Origin of the sequence: Streptomyces goshikiensis (assembly GCF_014650555.1) — a bacterium.
In the GTDB taxonomy this organism is placed as follows: domain Bacteria; phylum Actinomycetota; class Actinomycetes; order Streptomycetales; family Streptomycetaceae; genus Streptomyces; species Streptomyces goshikiensis.
The window spans coordinates 85,238-104,971 of the sequence record NZ_BMVE01000002.1 but is presented as its reverse complement, the minus strand read 5'-3'; the positions used below and the strand labels follow the sequence as shown (position 1 = coordinate 104,971).

Below are 19,734 nucleotides of genomic sequence, written 5' to 3'. Positions count from 1 at the left end.
GCCGGGTGTTCGCCGTATTGGTCGTCGATGACGACGTGCGGGTTGCCCGGATCAACGCGGCGTACGTGGAGAAGGTTCCCGGATTCGAGGTGGCGGCCCGGGCCCATTCGGCGGCCGAGGCCCTGGAGCTGCTCTCCGGCCGTCCGGTGGACCTGATCCTGCTCGACCACTACCTCCCCGACGAAAACGGCCTGGACCTGGTCCGCCACCTGCGCCGGCGCGGTGACCTGACCGATGTGATCATGGTCACCGCCGCCCGCGACCTGGCCACCGTCCAGGCCGCGATGCGCCTCGGCGCGCTCCAGTACCTGGTCAAACCCTTCACGTTCGGCGCCCTGAGATCCCGCCTGGAGGCGTACGGATCGCTCCGCCGCAGCCTGGAGAGCGGCGGCGAGGCCGAACAGGCCGAGGTCGACCGGATCTTCGGCACCCTCGCCTCGGCCGGCACCCCCAACGCCCTCCCCAAGGGCCACTCCCCCACCACGGCCGAGCTGGTCCGCCAGGTGCTGCGCAGTGCCGACGGTCCCCTCTCCACCCAGCAGATCGCCGACCTCGCCGGCATCAGCCGCCAGACCGCCCAGCGCTACCTCAAGCTCCTCGACCGCACGGGCCGCGTCACCCTCGCCCTCCGCTACGGGGAGACGGGCCGCCCGGAACACCGCTACGCCTGGCGCCCGTCGGACCGCCCGTCGGACCGCCCGTCGCACGGAAGCGATCGGCCGAACGGGAGCGATCACCCCGACGGAACCTGACCTCTCACACGGCCCCGGCCCCCGTCAGCGCCCGGACCTCCGTCTCCGCGTGCCTGCGCTCGTCCGCCTCCTCGGCGGAGGTGACCGTCCCCAGCCAGCCCGCCAGGAACCCCAGCGGAATCGAGATGATCCCCGGGTTCTGCAACGGGAAGTACTGGAAGTCCACGCCCGGGAAGAGGGACTCCGGGCTGCCGGAGACCACCGGCGACAGCACCACCAGCAGCACGGCCGGCACCAGCCCCCCGTACACCGACCAGACGGCGCCCCGCGTGGTGAAGTTCCGCCAGAACAGCGAGTACATCAGCACCGGCAGGTTCGCCGAGGCCGCCACCGCGAAGGCCAGCCCCACCAGGAACGCCACGTTCAGGTCCTGGGCGAGCAGTCCCAGCGCGATCGCCGCCGCCCCGATGCCGACGGCCGAGGCCCGGGCCACCGCGACCTCGCTGCGCTGGCGGGCGTGCCGGCGCTTCAGCGAGGCGTACAGGTCGTGCGCGACCGAGGCCGAGGAGGCCAGGGTGATCCCCGCGACCACCGCCAGGATCGTGGCGAAGGCGATGGCCGCCACGAAGGCGAACAGCACCGCGCCCCCGGTGGAGCCGGCGCCTCCGCCGAGGAACGCGGCGAGCAGCGGAACCGCCGTGTTCCCCGAGGCGTTGGAGGCGCGGACCGCGTCCGGTCCCACCAGCGCCGCGGCCCCGAATCCGAGCACGATGGTCATCAGGTAGAAGCCGCCGATCAGCGCGATCGCCCACACCACCGACCGGCGGGCCGCCCGCGCGGTCGGCACCGTGTAGAAGCGCGACAGGATGTGGGGCAGTCCGGCGGTGCCCAGCACCAGCGCGAGTCCGAGGCTCATGAAGTCGAAGCGGGCGGTCCAGTCCCCGCCGTACTTGAGCCCCGGACTCAGGAAGCGGGCCCCGTGTCCGCTGCGCTCGGCGGCGCTCGTCAGCAGCTGGTCGAAGTTCCCGTGGAAGCGCAGCAGCACCAGCACGGTCAGGGTGATCGCCCCGCCCATCAGCAGTACGGCCTTCACGATCTGGATCCAGGTCGTGGCCCGCATCCCGCCGAAGGACACGTACACCACCATCAGCGCGCCGACCCCGACCACCGTCAGCGTCCGCGCCGCCGTGCCCGAGTCCCCGAGCAGCAGGCCTACCAGGCTGCCCGCGCCGACCATCTGCGCGACGAGGTACAGCACCGAGACGGTGACGGAGGAGATTCCGGCCGCGATCCGCACCGGCCGCTCGCTCATCCGGGCGGCGACCACGTCGGCCAGGGTGAAACGCCCGCAGTTGCGGACCAGTTCGGCCACCAGGAACAGGACGACCAGCCAGGCGACGAGGAACCCGACCGAGTACAGCAGGCCGTCGTAGCCGAACAGCGCGATCAGCCCCGAGATCCCGAGGAAGGAGGCGGCGGACATGTAGTCGCCGGCGATGGCGAAACCGTTCTCCAGCGGTGAGAACAGCCGCCCGCCGGCGTAGAACTCCTCAGCCGAGCCGTGCCGGTTGCGGCTGACCCAGGTGGTGATGCCCAGGGTGACCGCGATGAAGAGGCTGAACAGGATCAGCGCGAGGGTCTGGTGCTCGGTGGTCACCGGCCGGCCTCCCGGCTGCGGGACCGTTCCTGGCCGCGCTCCTGCTCGAACACCGTCCAGCGCAGGTCCAGCGCCGCCCGGTCCCGGCGGAGCCGCGCGTGCCGCGCGTAGGCCCAGGTCAGCAGGAAGGTGCTGAGGAACTGCCCGAGCCCCGCCAGCAGGGCGACGTTGACGGCCCCGATCACGGGCCGGGCCATCACCCCGGGCGCCGTGGTCGCGGCGACCACGTAGGCGACGTACCAGAGGAAGAAGCCGGCGGTCGCGGGGACGACGAACCTGCGGTATCGGCTCCGGACCTCCTGGAAGGCGGCGCTGCGCTGCACTTCGAGGTAGATGTCGGACGCGCCGGGCGCGCGGCGGCCGCCGGGGGCCGGGTGCGGCGGCGCCGCGGCCTCGCCCTGGCCCTCGCCCCATCCGACGGCGAGCGCGTCGTACCAGGGGTCGTTCAGCCGGATCGTTCCGGCATCGCGCCCTTCGTGCTTGTCCACCGAACTCTCCTTGTCCGCCGCCGCATTGGCCGCGTGGGACAAGGATGTGCGCAATGCTCCCTTTCCGGACTGGTGTACCGGTGCTCTTCACTCCATCAGGTGATGGAGTGAAGAGCACCGGTGTGCCGGGAGCCGAGCGCCTCTCGGATCAGGCGTCGATGCGCGAGCGGTCGAGGGTCGCCGCGGAGCCGGTGATGAACTCCTTGCGGGGCGCCACCTCGTTGCCCATCAGCAGGTCGAAGACCTGCTCGGCGGAGTCCAGGTCGCCGATGTTGATCCGCCGCAGGGTGCGGAACCGCGGGTCCATGGTGGTCTCCGCCAGCTGGTCGGCGTCCATCTCGCCGAGGCCCTTGTAGCGCTGGATCGAGTCCTTGTACCGGACGTTCTTGCGCTGGAACTCCAGCAGGGTCTGGCGCAGTTCGTTGTCCGAGTACGTGTAGACGTACTTGTCCTGGCCCTTCTTGGGCTGGACCAGCTCGATCCGGTGCAGCGGCGGCACGGCCGCGAAGACCCGGCCCGCCTCGACCATCGGGCGCATGTAGCGCTGGAAGAGGGTGAGCAGCAGGCAGCGGATGTGCGCGCCGTCGACATCGGCGTCGACGAGCAGGACGATCTTGCCGTACCGGGCCGCGTCGATGTCGAAGGTCCGGCCCGAGCCGGCTCCTATGACCTGGATGATCGCCCCGCACTCGGCGTTCTTGAGCATGTCCGAGACCGAGGACTTCTGAACGTTCAGGATCTTGCCGCGGATCGGCAGGAGGGCCTGGAATTCCGAGTTCCGGGCGAGCTTCGCGGTACCGAGGGCGGAGTCGCCCTCGACGATGAAGAGCTCGCTGCGGTCCACGTCGTCGCTGCGGCAGTCGGCCAGCTTCGCGGGCAGCGAGGAGGACTCCAGCGCGGTCTTGCGGCGCTGCGCCTCCTTGTGCTGGCGGGCCGCGATACGGGTCCGGGCGGCCGCGACGATCTTCTCCATCACGGAGCGGGCCTGCTGCTTGTCGTCCCGCTTGGTGGAGGTCAGGAAGGCCTTGAGCTCCTTGGCGACGACGGCGGCGACGATCCGGGTGGCCGCCGAGGTGCCGAGCACCTCCTTGGTCTGGCCCTCGAACTGCGGCTCGGCGAGGCGGACGGTGACGACGGCGGTCATGCCCTCCATCGCATCGTCCTTGACCACGTCGTCCTCGGCCACGCGCAGCAGCTTGGCGGAGCGCAGCACCTCGTTCACGGTCTTGGCGACCGAGCGCTCGAAGCCGGAGACGTGGGTGCCGCCCTTGGGGGTGGCGATGATGTTCACGAACGACTTGACGTTGGTCTCGTAGCCCGTGCCCCAGCGCAGGGCGATGTCCACGCCGAGCTCGCGGGTGACCTCGGTGGGGGTCATGTGGCCGCGGTCGTCGAGGACCGGGACGGTCTCCTTGAAGGTGCCCGCGCCGGTCAGGCGCAGCACGTCGCAGACGCCCTTGTCCTGGGCCAGGTACTCGCAGAACTCGCTGATGCCCCCGTCGAAGCGGAACGTCTCCTCGGTCTTGCCGGCGCCGTCGATGCCGCGCTCGTCGCGGACGACGAGGGTCAGGCCGGGCACCAGGAAGGCGGTCTGGCGGGCGCGCTGGTAGAGGTGCTCCAGCGAGAGCCGGGCGTCCTTGAGGAAGATCTGGCGGTCGGCCCAGTAGCGGACCCGGGTTCCGGTTTTACCCTTGGCGACCCGCTTGACCTTGCGCAGGCCGTTGGCCGGGTCGAACGGGCTGTCGGGGCCCTGCTCGGTGAACATGCCCGGGACGCCGCGGCGGAAGCTGATGGCGTGCGTCGAGCTGTTGCGGTCGACCTCGACGTCGAGGCGGGCGGAGAGGGCGTTGACCACGGAGGCGCCGACGCCGTGCAGGCCGCCGGAGGCCGCGTAGGAGCCGCCTCCGAACTTGCCGCCGGCGTGCAGCTTGGTCATGACGACCTCGACGCCGGACAGGCCGGTCTTGGGCTCCACGTCGACGGGGATGCCGCGACCGTTGTCGCGGACCTCCACGGAGGAGTCCTCGTGGAGGATCACCTCGATGTGGTCGCAGTAGCCGCCCAAGGCCTCGTCGACGGAATTGTCGATGATCTCCCAGAGGCAGTGCATCAGGCCACGGCTGTCGGTGGAGCCGATATACATGCCGGGGCGCTTGCGGACGGCCTCCAGGCCTTCGAGGACGAGGAGGTGCCGCGCGGTGTAGTTGGAGCCGTCCCGGTCTGCTCCGGTCAGGAGTGCGCTGGAAGGCACGGACGTGTCGGCGGTCACGCAGTTCGCTCCTCGCTGAATTTCTTTTCTGGCCCGGTCGGGCGCAGGGGTGGCTGGCGCCCTGTCAGAGGGTACCGAGGCCTGGTAGAGCCGATGCAACGCCACCCTCGCCCTTCGTCAGCCTAGTGCAGGTCCGCACGCGTGTTCGATCCCCCGCCCGGGTGAAGCAAACATCACGTTCCCTTCCGCGCATGAACCATTTAGGGTTCGGGCACGTCCTCATGAACAACCCGGCACTCACGCCGGGGAGGACGGAACTGCTACAAGCGAACGACTGACAACGCGAAACCGTAAAGCAACGCAATACGGCTCCTTCGCCGCCAACCGGCAACAGCCGGCCAGCTTCGGAAGGAAGTTTCGAGGAAAAGCCGAGAGCGGGAACGTTTTCGGCCTGGTTGGATGTTGACCCTGGTACGACAGCTCGTCGAGCTAGAGAAGAGGCGACGTGACTACTGTTCTGACACCCGCGACCCCGCTGACGGCCGCTGACCGATGCGACCGTTGCGGCGCCCAGGCATATCTGCGCGTCGTCCTGCTGAGCGGCGGTGAACTGCTCTTCTGCGCCCACCACGGACGCAAGTTCGAGCCGGAACTCAAGAAGATCGCCGCGGAAATACAGGATGAGACCGAGCGGCTTACGTCCGCTCCGGCTGTAAACGCCGACACCGAGGACCGCTGACACAAGGCCTACACCTCGCATCCGACGAGCCAGGACCGGCCAGGCCGGTCGACGGGCGGTACCCCTGAGACCCAGGGGTACCGCCCGTCCTCATGTTCGAGACCGTTCGAGGATCCGGCCGCCGCCCCTCACGACCTCGTGGCGGGCCGTGCAGTGCCCCCAGAAGCCCCGGAGGCGCCCCGGAGGGTGTCCTGGTCGGGCTTGCGCTGCGAGCCCGTCTCAGCGGCGCTCACGAAGTCGGCCAGCGGAGCGATCCTCGTGTAGACCCCGGGACTGTCCGCGCGCCCGCAGCCGCGCCCCCAGGACACCAGCCCGATGAGCCGGCCCCGGGCCACCAGCGGGCCGCCACTGTCCCCCTGGCAGGCGTCCTTGCCGCCGTCGCGGTCTCCGGCGCACACCATGGAGGCGGCCTGGTACCGCCCGTCACGGTCCCCCGGGTAGGCGGCCTCGCAGACCTCGTCCTCCAGCACCGTCACCCCGGCGGCGCGCAGCCCGTACGCGTAGTCACCGAACCCGCTCGTGTCGCCCCAGCCGTACACGGCCGCTTCCGTCCCGACCTCGTAGCCGGGATGCCCGGCCCCGGCCAGGGGGATGACGTGGTCCGCCGGAACGGCCTCCTCCAGCACCAGCACGGCGAGGTCCCCCGCGTTGGTCGCGGGGTCGTACGCCGGGTTCACCCGGGCCCCGCGCACCGCGATCTCCCGGCCCTCGCTCGCGCGCAGCTCCGTACGACCGGTGATCACCCGGAAGTCGGGGAGGGATTCGACGGGGCCGCCGAGCACCTGGCTCCCGAGGCAGTGGGCGGCGGTGAGCACCTTGGTCGGGGCGACGATGACGCCCCCGCAGAACTGGCCGCCCCGCGTACCTCCGAACCGGTCACGGCTGGCGAGCGCGACGACCCACGGGGTGTCGGCGACCTTGACCGGCTTCCCGCCTATGACGACGCTGTCGGCGGCGGCCCTCGGCGCCGGGGAGAGCGGTGCGGCGGCCGCACCTGCCACCAGGGTCAGCGCGCCCGCCAGAACACGGGCAAAGGGAAGACGCATGTGGGCTCCTGACTCCGAGTGTGTGTGACTCCACCCAGAGTGGGATGCCCGGTGGCCGGGCGCACCCGCGCACGGCCACCGGCGTACGGCCCTCGGGCCGGGAGGTGCTCAGTCGAGGTAGTCGCGCAGCACCTGCGAGCGGGACGGGTGGCGCAGCTTCGACATGGTCTTGGACTCGATCTGGCGGATGCGCTCACGCGTGACGCCGTAGACCTTGCCGATCTCGTCCAGGGTCTTGGGCTGGCCGTCGGTGAGCCCGAAGCGCATCGAGACCACGCCCGCCTCGCGCTCACTGAGGGTGTCGAGCACCGAGTGCAGCTGTTCCTGGAGGAGGGTGAAGGAGACCGCGTCGGCCGGGACGACCGCCTCGGAGTCCTCGATCAGGTCGCCGAACTCGCTGTCGCCGTCCTCGCCGAGCGGGGTGTGGAGGGAGATCGGCTCGCGGCCGTACTTCTGGACCTCGATGACCTTCTCCGGGGTCATGTCGAGTTCCTTGGCCAGCTCCTCCGGGGTGGGCTCGCGGCCCAGGTCCTGGAGCATCTGGCGCTGCACGCGGGCGAGCTTGTTGATGACCTCGACCATGTGCACCGGGATGCGGATGGTGCGGGCCTGGTCGGCCATGGCGCGGGTGATCGCCTGGCGGATCCACCACGTGGCGTAGGTGGAGAACTTGTAGCCCTTGGTGTAGTCGAACTTCTCGACCGCGCGGATCAGACCCAGGTTGCCCTCCTGGATCAGGTCCAGGAAGAGCATGCCGCGGCCGGTGTAGCGCTTGGCCAGGGAGACCACGAGGCGGAGGTTGGCCTCCAGCAGGTGGTTCTTGGCGCGGCGGCCGTCCTCGGCGATGATCTCCAGCTCGCGCTTGAGCTTGGGCGCGAGCTTGTCGGAGTTCGCCAGCTTGTCCTCGGCGAACAGGCCCGCCTCGATGCGCTTGGCGAGCTCGACCTCCTGCTCGGCGTTGAGGAGCGGCACCTTGCCGATCTGCTTGAGGTAGTCCTTGACCGGGTCGGCGGTGGCGCCGGCGACGGCGACCTGCTGGGCGGGGGCGTCGTCCTCGTCGTCGGAGATGACGAAGCCCTTGCTCTCCCCGCCCTCCTCTTCTTCTTCGCCCTCGGCCTTGGCCGCGCCGGGCGCGTCCTCGGCGGATTCCTCGTCGCCGGCCTCGTCGGCGTCCTTCTTGGCCGCGGTCTTCTTCGCCGCCGTCTTCTTGGCGGTGGTCTTCTTCGCGGCGGTCTTCTTGGCCGTGGTCTTCTTCGCGGCCGTCTTCTTGGCGGGCGCTTCGGTTCCGGGCTCTTCCGCCGGGGCGGCCGCCGTGTCCGGTTCCGCCGGGTCGGCCTCCGGGGCCGCGGCGGCCGGGGCGGGCGGCGCGGCCGTCTTCGCCGCCACGGTCTTCGTGGCCGTCCGCTTGGCCGGGCTCTTCGCTGCGACGCTCTTGCGGGGGGCGCGCTTGGGCGACTCCGCGGCACTGACCATCAGCGTCACACCCTCTTCCTCCAGGATCTGGTTGAGGCTGCGCAGAACATTCTTCCACTGGGTCGCAGGAATCTGGTCAGCCTCGAAGGCCCGACGCACGTCATCGCCGGCGATCTGCCCCTCGGCCTTGCCCCGCTCGATGAGCGCCATCACAGACTCGGAATCGGCGATCTCCGGCGGGAGCGTACGGGATGTGCTGGCCGACACGAACAACCTCTCGGAACGATGGAAACGGCTTCCGACCCCGGCCTGGTGCTGGACCGGAGCCGACGACACCGACTGGGGATGGGCCGGGGGCGCGGGCAGGGGCCGGGGAGCTGCACAGCACCCCCAAGGGCTGCTGTCTTCCCTCCGTCGGCCATCACCACCTAAGTCATCGCGTGACGTCGCGGAGCGTTACGCCCAATCTTCGTGGCCCGAATCACACCCCGTTTGCGCTCATGCCGGTCATACGGTCATACATGCGTTCTGGGCGGCTTTCCGGGCCCCGGCAGCGACCCCCGTACGGAGGGCTCGCGCGGCGGCCCCGTGGCCGCGCACCCGTCGTGTCGCCGGGGCCACCGGGGCCGCCGGGGCCCGCCCGGCCACGGCCGGGCGGTGACCCTCAGTGTTCGGCCCGGGGGTACCCGGAACCCGGGACCCGGCGACAGCGGCTGGTGCCACCCCATGCGCCCGCGCCTTCGCCGATCAGTGCTCGCGCGGGGCGGGGACCACGCGCTCGACCTCCGGATGCACGGTCAGGAGCTGGCGCATGGCGTTCTCGGCTCCCAGCGCGTCACCGGCGGCGAGGGCCTCGACCATCCGCGCGTGGTGCGCGACGCAGGTCTCGCTGGGGCGGTCACATGCGGTGACGGGGCTGCCCGAGACCTGGAGGGCGGAGGAGACGATGCCGGAGAGGTGCTCCAGCATGCGGTTCCCGGCGACCTGGATGAGCAGCGCGTGGAACTCATTGTCCGCGCGCGCGAAGGTGATCGAGTCGCCCTGGCCGAGGGCGTGGCCCATGATCTCGACCATGTCGGCGAGGCGCTGCTGGATGTCCGGGCGGCCGTGGCCGGCGGCCAGGCGGGCGGCGAGCGGCTCGATGGTCCAGCGGAGCTCGTTGAGCTCGCGGCGCTGGTCGTCGCGCTGGGGGCCGAAGGCCCGCCACTCGATGATGTCGGGGTCGAGCAGGTTCCAGTCGGCGACCGGACGGACCCGGGTGCCGACGTTGGGCCGGGCGCTGACGAGGCCCTTGGCCTCCAGGACCCGCAGCGATTCGCGGACGACCGTACGGGACACCTCGAAGCGCTGCCCGATCTCCTCGGGGACCAGCGGACGGTCCGCGCCGAGGTCGCCGGAGACGATCATCTGGCCGAGCTGCTGGACGAGTTGGCCGTGGAGTCCGCGGCCACGGCTGCCTGCCGCGCGGCGCCCGACCCGGCTCAACTCGACGTCGCCTCCGTCCCAGTGGGGCGCCGCGACGCGGTCTGACCCGGGGGTCTCCGCGTAGGGGTAGCGGTCGAGTTCGCCCGGACCGGCGAGGCCGGATTCGGCATGGCGGGCGGTGGTCATCATGGTGTGCGCAAGGGTACTCACGCATCCTTTGTCGGCCTCACCTCCATCACCCTTGAGGTCTTTGGTGAAAAGCACACGAAAGGGTGATCGCCGCTACCTACGCAATTGACGACTTATCGTAAAGAACCGGGCTAATTGCGGGGAGTTACGTTCCGCGCCAGGCGATGCGGACTTCAACGGTCCCGTTGCCACTCTCTCCGGTGTCGGAACGATCACCAACGGTCCGTTACCAACGGACGCGGCTGCGCAGTCCTGTGAACCCATAGGCGCACAACAGGACCATCAGCGACAACACCAGCGCCGTTCCCACGGGTTGGGCCATCACCCGGAGGGCACCGAGCACCAGCCGGTCCACCTCCGGGGGCCACTGCGCCCGGGTCAGGCCGCGGAGCCGGGCGACGAGTTCACTGGTCGCGTACGGGGACGGCCCGTGCAGCGCCTTGCCCACCAGCGGAACGACCATCACCGGCACGGCCAGTACGGCGGCCAGGCCCGCCGCCGCGGAGCGGAAGGCTCCGGAGGCCAGTACCCCGGCCCAGGCACAGCCGATGAGCAGTCCGGCCCAACTGGCGGCCGGGGAAACCCACTCGGACGGGGAGCCGAGCGCGCCGGCGCCGAAGAGGAGGTTCAGGACGGCGGCGTCCGCGACCACCGCGAGCGCGCCCAGCAGCAGGGCGAGGACGGCGGCGACGCCCAGCTTGGAGGCGAGCAGCCCCATCCGGCGCGGGACGGTGCCGCGGTCGGCGGCGAGCGCGGGGTAGCGGTACTCCTCGCCGAAGGCCAGGGCTCCGAGCAGTCCGGCGCCGAGGGCGGCGGGCGGCAGCGGCAACACCTCGGGCCAGGCGGCGAGCAGCCGGCCTTGCGGGGCGTGGCCGGTCCGGGCGAGGACCAGGGCGGTGAGCGCGGAGGCGGCGACGACCAGCGCCGCGGTCAGGACGGGGGTGGCGGTTCCGAAGACCCGGCACAGTTCGTAGCGCAGCGGGCGCAGCGGACCGCCGACCCGGCGGACGGTGGAGGCGGGCCGTTCGGGACGGGCGTACCGGGGCCCGCCCTCGGGGGCCTCGCCCGGCACCGTGTCGGGCGCGGCCGCGGTCCCCGCCTCGGTACGCGCCTGCGGCACCGGCGGTGCAGGCGCTCCGCAGTCGCCCGTCTCATCGGCGAGCTGATGGACCAGCACACCGTTGCGGAAGGCGACTTCGCCCACTTCGGCGCAGTTGCTGCCGTACACCGACAGGCGGCTGCCGCTCTCCTCGACGATCTCCACCGCGCGCTGGGCGGCGCGGGCTTCACGGCCCAGTACGTCGGCGAGCCGGGCCGCGTGCGGGGTGCGCACGGCGACGCGTGGGCGCAGCCGGGTGCGGGCGAAGTCCGCGGCGTCCTGGTCGGCGACGAGCCGGCCCGACTCGATGGAGACGACCCGGTCGGCGCTGCGTGCGGCTTCCTTCGCGTCGGCGGTGGTGAAGAGGACGGCGCCGCCGAGGGAGGCGTGACCGCGCAGCAGTCCGTGCAGCCAGGCGGCCTCGCGTGGGGAGATCCCGGCGGTGGGCTCGTCGAGGAGCAGGGTGCAGGGGTCGGCGAGCAGCGCGGCGGCGAGGGCGACCCGGCGTTCCATGCCGAGCGAGAGCGACCCGAGGCGGTGGTCGCGCAGGCCCGCGATGCCGACGACTTCCAACAGGGTGTCGGCCCGGGAGGCCGGCACCCCGGAGGCGGCGCAGAGCATCCGCAGCTGGTTGCGCACGGTCCGGGACGCGTTGCCGGGGACGTCGCCGAGCAGGACGCCGACCTCACGGCTCGGGTGCGGGATCCGGTGCAGCGGGCGGCCGCGGAAGTAGGTGACCCCTCGGCCCGGTTCGAGTTCGAGCATGAGCCGCAGCGCGGTGGTCTTGCCCGAGCCCGGCTCGCCGAGCAGGGCGGTCACGCACCCGGGGCGGGCCTCGAAGGTGAGGTCGTCCACGAGGGGCGGGAGGTCGGGGCGGGGTGTGCTGGTGAGTCCGATGGCCTGGAGCATCGCTTCTCTCGCGGGGGGTGAGACCGCTCTGCGGCAGGGTGAGTACCGCAAACAAGATAACGCGATATGTCCGATTTTCTACGGAGCCGCTCCGGGGTGGCGCCGAGGGCGTGTTCCCGGCGGCCGGGGCCTCAGACTTCCGGACGCAGCATCGGCGGGTTGAGCAGGGTGGCCCCGCCCGCCCGGAACAGCTGGGCCGGTCGCCCGCCCTGACGGGTCGTCGTCCCCCCGGCCGGGACCAGGAACCCGGGGGTCCCGGTGACCTTGCGGTGGAAGTTGCGCGGGTCGAGGGCCACGCCCCAGACGGCCTCGTACACCCGGCGCAGCTCTCCGACGGTGAACTCGGGCGGGCAGAAGGCGGTGGCCAGCGAGGAGTACTCGATCTTCGAGCGGGCCCGCTCCACACCGTCGGCGAGGATCGTGGCGTGGTCGAAGGCGAGCCCTTCGGACGCCGGGTCACCGACCGGGAGCAGTTCGTCGACGGGGGCCCAGCGCGCGCTGTTGGCGTCCCCGCCGGCCCGGGGCGCGGGCAGGTCCGGAGCCAGCACCAGGTGCGCCACGCTGACCACGCGCATCCGGGGGTCCCGCTTCGGGTCGCCGTAGGTGGCGAGCTGTTCGAGATGCGCTCCGTTGCCCAGGCCGGGGTCGGCCGGGTCGTGGGCGCACAGCCCGGTTTCCTCGGCGAGTTCGCGGGCCGCGGCGGCCGCCAGGTCCTCGTCACCGCGGACGAATCCGCCGGGCAGCGCCCAGCGTCCCTGGAACGGCTGCTCACCCCGGCGGACGACCAGCGCGCAGAGCGCGTGGCGCCGCACGGTGAGCACGACCAGGTCGACGGTGACGGCGAAGGGCGGAAAGGCCGACGGGTCGTAGGGCGACATGCCGCGATCATAGTCGTCTGCCTGACGATAAACAGAGCTTTCCCGATCCCGGCGACGACGATCCGGAATCCGGCGGCCGTCTTCCGGGCGCGGCCGAGGAACCCCGGCCGCCTCGAAGGGGTGTCAGCGGCCGCACAGTTGCAGCACATCGGCGGCCTCCTCCACCATTCCGAGGCCGAGCCGGCTGACCCTGACGGCGAAGGGTTCCCCGGATACCCGCAGGCCGGACAGCCGGATGGCGCCGAGGGGGGCGCCCGGGAGCGGAGCCAGCGCCACCGTCCCCTCCGGGGCGTCGGGGCGGATTCCGGCGAGGGCGGCCAGCGCATGGATCCCTGCGGCCGCGGCCACCGCCGCGGGCCGGCAGGCCGCCGGATGCGGCAGGGGCGCGCTGCCCGCGGTGCGCTGCTCGGCGGCATACATCTCCGGGAGCCGGTAGCCGAAGGTCTCGGCCGCGTCCAGCAGGCCCCGGAGCAGGCCGGCGGCCTCCTTCTCGAAGCCCGCCTGGGCGAGGCCCGCGACGGCGACGGCGCTCTCGTACGCCCGCACCGCGCCCGAACGGTGGCCGAAGGGGTTGTGCCCGGGCTCCCGGGTCGCCATGCTCCGCAGCCCCCACCCCGAATCCATGGCCGGGGCGCCGAGCAGCCGGGCGAGCTGCTCGGTGCGGACCGGGTCCAGCAGGCCCGGGGCGAGCCGGCCGCCGCCCAGCAGCCCGGTGTCGAGCAGGTGCGCGGCGGCCCCGGTCAGCCGGGGCAGGGGCCGCCCGTCGGGATGCAGGGCGGCGGCGGGCCGGCCGCCGTCCGGGCCGTCGATCCAGAAGCGGTCGCGGAACCTCTCCCGCAGCGCTGCCGCCCACTCCTGCCACTCGCCGGCCCCGGGGCGCCCGCAGCCGGCGAGCAGGTCGGCGCCGAGCAGCGCGGCGCGGTGGGCGTGGGCCTGGGTCTCGCAGCGCCGCGGCCCCGGGTCCGGGTCGGCCAGGAAGCCGTCCTCCCCGAGGGCGCCGCGCAGCCAGTCCAGGCACCGCTCCGCGGCCGGGAGCAGCCGGGCCACCTCGGCTTCGGGCATCCCCCAGCGCCGGGCCTCGGCGAGTACGGCCGGGAAGGCGAGGGTGGCCTCCGTCCCGGTGCACCCCGGCGGCAGCTGCGGGCCCGCGCCGCGCAGTGGCCCGGGGATCTTCCCGCTCTCGGGGCCGGGCCCGGCGCCCTGGGTCCGGGCCAGGGTGCGCAGGGTGGCGGCGGCGAGCCCGGTGCCGAGCGGCAGCGCCATCCTGGCCGCCCACAGGGATTCGGCCGGGGCGAGTCCGAGTCGCCAGGGCACCCCGGCGGCCACGAATGCGTCTCCCGGCTCCTCGGGGTCCCTCAGCAGCAGTGCGCGCAGGTCTTCGACACTGGTCCGGAACCAGGCCTCGGCTCTCGGGTCGTCGCCCTCGGCCCGGGCGTCGGCCAGCGGGTTGATGACCTGCCCGGCCGGGGCCCGCGTGATGCGGTCCTGCGTGGTCCGCAGTTCGATGGTGCGGGACTCGCCGGGGCCCAGCTCCAGCTGCCAGCGCAGCAGTCCGGCCGAGGCCAGCGCGTCGTCCGGGGCGGGCTCGGCAGCGGTGACGGCCTGGGCCTCTCCGGTGCTCCAGCGCAGGCCGGCGGCATGCACCCCGGCGGGCAGCTCGGGGCCGCTCCGACCGGCGGCCACCGCCGCCAGTTCGGCGAGGTCGGTGCCGAGCGAGATCTCCACGGGCAGGCGTACCGGGCGGGCCGCGAAGCTGCGCAGGGTGATCCGCTCGGTGCCGTCCGCGTGCCGGATCCGCTCCACGCCGATGTCCGGGTCGGGCCCCGCCTCCGCGCCGGTGCGGACGGTGGCGGTGAAGCCGGCCCGGTCGGCGCCGAGGCTGCGCCCCTGGACGGCGATCGGGTCGCGGCCGCCGACGCGCAGCACGCAGCGGCTGAGCAGCCTGCGGCCGGCGCGGTAGATCCCGTCGATTCCCTGCCCCGTCAGCTGGCCGTGTTCGGGCGAGATGACCAGGCCGGGCGCGGCAACGCAGATGACGGCGCCGTGCACGGGAGGCAGCTCGGGCCTGCGGGCGGGAGGTACGGGGTGAGACATAGGTCGCCTTGTCTGCGCTCCGGTCGGTTTCGCGGGGCGGCGGCACGGCCGGTCCCCCACCACCCCCCAGCTGAACGCCCCCGACCCCGCCCGGGTCACGGGCCGCGGCGGTGGCTGGGCGCGTCGGGGGTGATGCCTGCGCCGTACGGCGCAGCCCGCGGCGGTCCTGAGCCGGTGCGCGGCGGTCCGGAACAGGCGTGCGCGACTGCCCTGTCCCCGGCTCACCGGTCGCTCCCCGAGGTGCGGCGCTTGTCGCGCAGGATCGGACGGGCCAGGCGCGCCGGCCGCTCCCGGCGCCCCGGCGGGCGGGTGGTGGCCGCCTGGCGCTTGCGGCGGGGCTCCCTGCGCCGCCGCTCCGCGCGCAGGCACTCCCGCAGCCCCTCGGGGTCGATGCCCTCGTTGCAGGCGTGGTGGAGCAGCTGGGCGAAGCGGTAGTCGGCGTCCGCGCGCAGGGCCAGCGCGAGGGCGATGCGGGCGGTCGGTTCGTCGCCGGTGGACCAGCAGACCCAGCCGGCGAGGGTGAGCGGGGCCGCCGCGTGCTCCCCGTAGGCACCGACGCAGCGCCGGGCCAGGGCGCGCCACAGGCGCAGGGCGGGAGCGGCCTCCTCGTTCTCCATCCACTCGGCGGCGATGTCGCGGATCTCGCGGTCCTGGAGGCCGAGGATCACGGACGCGGCCTCGTCGTGGCCGAGCAGCGCGTCGTCCCACGCGTCGGTGCCGGGCCCGCCCTCCGGGGGCGGGGCGAGGGCCAGGCGCCGCATCAGGGTCTGGGCGAGGGTGATGGTCTCGGCGCCGACCTCCTCCCGGGTCGCCCCGTCGAGGATCTTCGGGACGAGGGCGGCGGCCGCCCGGTCCAGGGCCGGCTCCTGCTCCTTGGCCAGTGCCCCGCCCAGCGGGGTCAGGCGGCCCTCGATCTCGCTGAGGGAGCCCCTGACCTGCAGGCCTGCGAAGGTGGCAGCGGCGGCCATGACCGAGGTGCCGGGCGCGACGAGCGGATGCCCCTCGGCCGGGCAGCAGTGCGCTTCGGGGCAGGTGTAGGACCAATAGCGGCCGTCGGAGAGGCACAGGGCCTCCAGCACGGGCACGTCCAGCGCGCCGCAGGCCAGCCGGACCCGCTGGGCGAGCGGCCGCAGCCGGGTCATCACGCGCTGCCCGCTCTCGCCCTTCCGGGGGTCTTGGCAGAGGAAGACGACGATGCCGTCGGGCTTGGCGCCGCGCCGCTCGCTGCCCCGGACCAGGGTCTCGGCGACCTGGCGGGCGGTGTCCTCCCATTCGGCGGGTGTCGTGGGGATGCCGACGCGGAGCCGGCCGCCGAAGCGCCCGCCCTCGCCGTGCACGGCGACCATGACGAGGGAGTCGGTCGGGTGGAAGCCGAGCATGTACGGCAGCGCGTCGGCGAGTTCGGCCGGGGTGCGCAGGGTGATCTGCGGTCCGGCGGTGGATCCGGCGGGGCTGGTGGGAGCCTGGCTGGACGGGGTGCGCGGTTCGTTCTCGTTCGTCATGCCTCGAAGGTCCCGTGCCTGATCCGTTCCGGAAACCCCTGTGGATAACTCATTCAACTTTCAATATCCACAGGTTCAGGGCGCCATTGGCGCGATGTCGGAGCCATCAGGTTGCATGGGGGCATGAACGCAGACCTGAGGTCCTCAGCCGATTCCGTACTCGCCCGTCTGGTGGGCGATCCGACGGGCACCGCTCGGCTGCGCGAGGACCAGTGGCGGGCGATCGAAGCCCTCGTCGCGGACAAGCGCCGCGCGCTGGTCGTCCAGCGCACGGGCTGGGGCAAGTCTGCCGTGTACTTCGTCGCCACCTCGCTGCTGCGGGCGAGCGGCGCGGGCCCCACCGTGATCGTCTCCCCGCTGCTCGCTCTGATGCGCAACCAGGTCGAGGCGGCGGCGCGCGCCGGCATCCGCGCCCGCACCATCAACTCCGCCAACCCCGAGGAGTGGGAGGGCATCCAGGCCGAGGTCGCCGCCGGCGAGGTCGACGTCCTGCTCGTGAGTCCCGAGCGGCTGAACAACCCCGATTTCCGCGACCAGGTGCTGCCCAAGCTCTCCGCGGCCACCGGCCTGCTCGTGGTGGATGAGGCCCACTGCATCTCCGACTGGGGGCACGACTTCCGCCCCGACTACCGGCGGCTGCGCACGATGCTGGCCGACCTCCCGCCGGGCGTCCCGGTGCTGGCGACGACCGCCACGGCCAACGCCCGGGTGACCGCCGATGTCGCCGAGCAGCTCGGTACCGGCGCCGGGACGGACGCGCTGGTGCTGCGCGGCCCGCTGGACCGGGAGAGCCTGAGCCTGGCGGTCCTCCCCCTGCCCGACGCGGCGCACCGCCTCGCCTGGCTCGCCGACCACCTGGGCGAGCTCCCCGGCTCCGGCATCATCTACACGCTGACCGTGGCCGCCGCCGAGGAGGTCACCGCCTACCTCCGCCACCGCGGGCACACGGTGTCCTCGTACACCGGCAAGACCGAGAACGCCGACCGCGAGCAGGCCGAGAACGACCTCCAGGCGAACCGGGTGAAGGCGCTGGTGGCCACCTCGGCCCTGGGCATGGGCTTCGACAAGCCCGACCTCGGCTTCGTGGTGCACCTGGGCTCGCCCTCCTCCCCCATCGCCTACTACCAGCAGGTGGGCCGCGCCGGCCGCGGCGTGGAGCACGCGGAGGTACTGCTGCTCCCGGGCCGGGAGGACGAGGCGATCTGGCAGTACTTCGCCTCGGTGGCCTTCCCCCCGGAGCAGCAGGTGCGGCGGACCCTCGACGTCCTGGCGGCCGCGGGCCGGCCGCTGTCGCTGCCCGCCCTGGAACCCCTGGTCGACCTGCGGCGCACCCGCCTGGAGACCATGCTCAAGGTCCTCGACGTGGACGGCGCCGTGCACCGGGTCAAGGGCGGCTGGACCGCCACGGGCGAGCCGTGGGTGTACGACGCGGAGCGTTACGCCTGGGTGGCCCGGCAGCGGGCCGCCGAACAGCAGGCGATGCGCGACTACGCGGCCTCGACCGGCTGCCGGATGGAGTTCCTGCGCCGCCAGCTCGACGACGAGGAGGCCGTGCCCTGCGGCCGCTGCGACAACTGCGCCGGCGCCCGGTTCACCGCGGCCGTCTCCGGCACCGCGCTGGACACCGCGCGCGGCGAACTCGGCCGCCCCGGCGTGGAGCTGGAGCCGCGCAAGATGTGGCCGACGGGACTCGCCGCCGTCGGCGTGGACCTCAAGGGGCGGATCCCGGCGGGTGAACAGTCCTCGGCCGGCCGGGCGCTGGGCCGGCTGTCCGACATCGGCTGGGGCAACCGGCTGCGCCCGATGCTCGCCCCGCAGGCGCCCGATCAGCCGATTCCGGACGACGTCGCGCAGGCCGTGGTCGCCGTCCTCGCGGACTGGGCCCGCGGTCCGGGCGGCTGGGCCTCCGGAGCCCCGGACGCACCCGCCCGTCCCGTCGGTGTGGTGGCCCTGCCCTCCCGCGGCCGGCCGCAGCTGGTGGGCTCGCTCGCCGCGCGGATCGCGGAGGTCGGGCGGATGCCGTTGCTCGGCACCATCGCCTACACGGATCAGGCTCCGGAGTTCGGCCTGCCCTCATCCAACAGCGCCCAGCGGGTACGAGGCCTCCACCAGGCCCTGACCGTGCCCCCGGCGCTCGCGGAGGCACTCGCCGGGGCGGCGGGTCCGGTGCTCCTCGTGGACGACCGCGCGGAGAGCGGCTGGACCCTCGCGGTGGCCGCCCGACTGCTGCGGCGGGCAGGCGCGAAGGAGGTGTTTCCCCTGGTACTCGCGCTCCAGCCGTAGCCGCATGCGTCATCCGGGGGGTGACGGGGCAAGGATATGAGAGGCATACCGGCGAATTCCGGTCGGCGGCGCCAATTGCTCGTTGCCGCATCATCGCGGGCCACGCGAGAATCGGAGAGCTCCCGTTCGGCTCGACGGCACTCTTTAGGGCCGCGCCGCGGCGCGCCCTCTGCCCAGCCGTGCCCGTTCGACGGGCGTACCCGAAGGGAGGACCGTGACCTTCGGATTCGCCCCGCCCTCGACCACGTCCCTGATCACGGCCACCGGTGGCTCCAGCCGCCACGGCCGTCTGCTCGAACCCGCCGAGTGGACCGCGGCGGGGGTACCGCTGCTGCGCAATCCGCGTGAGGTCGTCAGCGGGCTGCATTCCCGCCACAGCCCGGTGCCGTCCACGGCGGTCATCGCCGTCCTCGACCCCGAGGAACAGCTCGTGGCGAGCGCCTCGTTCGTCCAGCGCTCCGCCTCGGCCGACGGCTGGGAGTACCGCAACGCGCTGCTGTCCCGGCTGCGCCGGGTGATCCCGCACGACCTGCGGCGCCGGACCCCGGTGCGGACGGCGGTGCTGCTCTACTGCCGCGAGGGCGACGAGCGGTGGACCGAGGAGGACGGGGCCTGGATGTGGGGGCTGCGCGACGCCTGCACCCTGCACGGGCTGCGCTGCGGCGCGTACATCACGCTGACCCGCGGCGGCTGGCAGGTGCTCGGCGAAGGCCGGGGCGGCAGACGGCCCAGTTCGGACTCGCGGCCCGAGCGCCTCGGTGACATCACGACCGACCTCGCGCCCCTGACCCTGCGCACCGGCGGCAGCGCGACCGAGGCCCTGCGCCGGACCGCCGCGCGCTGAGCACCTGACGGCAGCACGCCGCTCATCGACAGCCGAGCGACAGCGCGCCGGGCCGTCGGCAGACCGCGGCGCAGGCCCCGTACGGCCGCGGCCGCGCGCCGGCAGTCCCGCACCGGCACAGTCCCGGGCACGCGGGCTTGCGCGGACGGGCGTACGGACACGTCACCGCGGGCAGGCCGAACAGCCGCACACCCGGAACCGGGCGTACGGCGGGTCAGGCCTCGGACTTCAGCGGGGCCGGCACCTGGCCCGCCCCGCCCCTCGCCC

At 73.0% G+C, this 19,734-nt stretch carries 14 protein-coding genes; 4 read left to right on the top strand and 10 right to left on the bottom strand.

Annotated elements, in window-relative coordinates:
* Positions 1–5 precede the first annotated feature (5 nt).
* On the top strand, positions 6–752 hold the full coding sequence (locus IE248_RS05935; protein WP_229895217.1) for a response regulator: 747 nt from the start codon (positions 6–8) through the stop codon (positions 750–752).
* A 4-nt stretch (positions 753–756) separates the two neighbouring features.
* Here IE248_RS05935 and IE248_RS05930 read toward each other — a convergent pair whose 3' ends face one another.
* The 3 genes from IE248_RS05930 to IE248_RS05920 all read right to left on the bottom strand — a co-directional run bounded on the left by IE248_RS05930 (position 757) and on the right by IE248_RS05920 (position 5,106).
* Positions 757–2,349: a monocarboxylic acid transporter gene (locus tag IE248_RS05930; RefSeq protein WP_008743797.1), complete on the bottom strand. Its 1,593-nt coding sequence runs from the start codon at positions 2,347–2,349 to the stop codon at positions 757–759.
* Positions 2,346–2,837 carry a DUF485 domain-containing protein gene (locus IE248_RS05925; RefSeq protein ID WP_037795347.1) on the bottom strand — a complete coding sequence of 164 codons (492 nt, stop codon included), beginning with the start codon at positions 2,835–2,837 and terminating at the stop codon, positions 2,346–2,348. The genes IE248_RS05930 and IE248_RS05925 overlap by 4 nt, the downstream gene beginning before the upstream one ends.
* A gap of 148 nt (positions 2,838–2,985) precedes the next feature.
* Entirely contained in the window at positions 2,986–5,106 is a 2,121-nt protein-coding gene (locus IE248_RS05920; RefSeq protein ID WP_008743799.1) for a DNA gyrase/topoisomerase IV subunit B, read from the bottom strand.
* A 445-nt stretch (positions 5,107–5,551) separates the two neighbouring features.
* Between IE248_RS05920 and IE248_RS05915 the strand changes: the two genes are divergently transcribed.
* Entirely contained in the window at positions 5,552–5,785 is a 234-nt protein-coding gene (locus IE248_RS05915) for a DUF7455 domain-containing protein (protein WP_008743800.1), read from the top strand.
* A gap of 128 nt (positions 5,786–5,913) precedes the next feature.
* Here IE248_RS05915 and IE248_RS05910 read toward each other — a convergent pair whose 3' ends face one another.
* The 7 genes from IE248_RS05910 to IE248_RS05880 all read right to left on the bottom strand — a co-directional run bounded on the left by IE248_RS05910 (position 5,914) and on the right by IE248_RS05880 (position 16,340).
* Positions 5,914–6,831 (bottom strand): serine protease, encoded by a 918-nt coding sequence (locus IE248_RS05910; protein ID WP_047960722.1) that lies wholly within the window; start codon positions 6,829–6,831, stop codon positions 5,914–5,916.
* Between the two features lie 108 nt (positions 6,832–6,939).
* Positions 6,940–8,511, bottom strand: coding sequence for an RNA polymerase sigma factor (locus IE248_RS05905; protein WP_268254021.1), 1,572 nt, complete (start codon positions 8,509–8,511; stop codon positions 6,940–6,942).
* A gap of 480 nt (positions 8,512–8,991) precedes the next feature.
* Positions 8,992–9,933: a FadR/GntR family transcriptional regulator gene (locus IE248_RS05900; RefSeq protein ID WP_073777204.1), complete on the bottom strand. Its 942-nt coding sequence runs from the start codon at positions 9,931–9,933 to the stop codon at positions 8,992–8,994.
* A 151-nt stretch (positions 9,934–10,084) separates the two neighbouring features.
* Positions 10,085–11,866: an ATP-binding cassette domain-containing protein gene (locus IE248_RS05895; RefSeq protein WP_190030108.1), complete on the bottom strand. Its 1,782-nt coding sequence runs from the start codon at positions 11,864–11,866 to the stop codon at positions 10,085–10,087.
* Positions 11,867–11,997: 131 nt separating this feature from the next.
* A complete protein-coding gene (locus tag IE248_RS05890) occupies positions 11,998–12,744 on the bottom strand; it encodes an NUDIX hydrolase (protein ID WP_008743806.1) in 747 nt (248 codons plus the stop codon).
* A gap of 123 nt (positions 12,745–12,867) precedes the next feature.
* Positions 12,868–14,838, bottom strand: coding sequence for a glycogen debranching N-terminal domain-containing protein (locus IE248_RS05885; protein ID WP_100583328.1), 1,971 nt, complete (start codon positions 14,836–14,838; stop codon positions 12,868–12,870).
* Positions 14,839–15,059: 221 nt separating this feature from the next.
* The gene (locus IE248_RS05880; protein WP_190030107.1) at positions 15,060–16,340 is read right to left on the bottom strand and encodes a DUF4192 domain-containing protein; all 1,281 of its coding nucleotides are present in this window, start codon (positions 16,338–16,340) and stop codon (positions 15,060–15,062) included.
* A gap of 123 nt (positions 16,341–16,463) precedes the next feature.
* On the opposite strand from IE248_RS05880, the gene IE248_RS05875 reads away from it, so the two are divergent.
* Together IE248_RS05875 and IE248_RS05870 are read left to right on the top strand one after the other, a co-directional pair.
* A complete protein-coding gene (locus tag IE248_RS05875; RefSeq protein ID WP_190030106.1) occupies positions 16,464–18,623 on the top strand; it encodes a RecQ family ATP-dependent DNA helicase in 2,160 nt (719 codons plus the stop codon).
* Positions 18,624–18,837: 214 nt separating this feature from the next.
* Positions 18,838–19,467, top strand: coding sequence for a hypothetical protein (locus tag IE248_RS05870; RefSeq protein ID WP_037798266.1), 630 nt, complete (start codon positions 18,838–18,840; stop codon positions 19,465–19,467).
* Positions 19,468–19,734 lie beyond the last annotated feature (267 nt).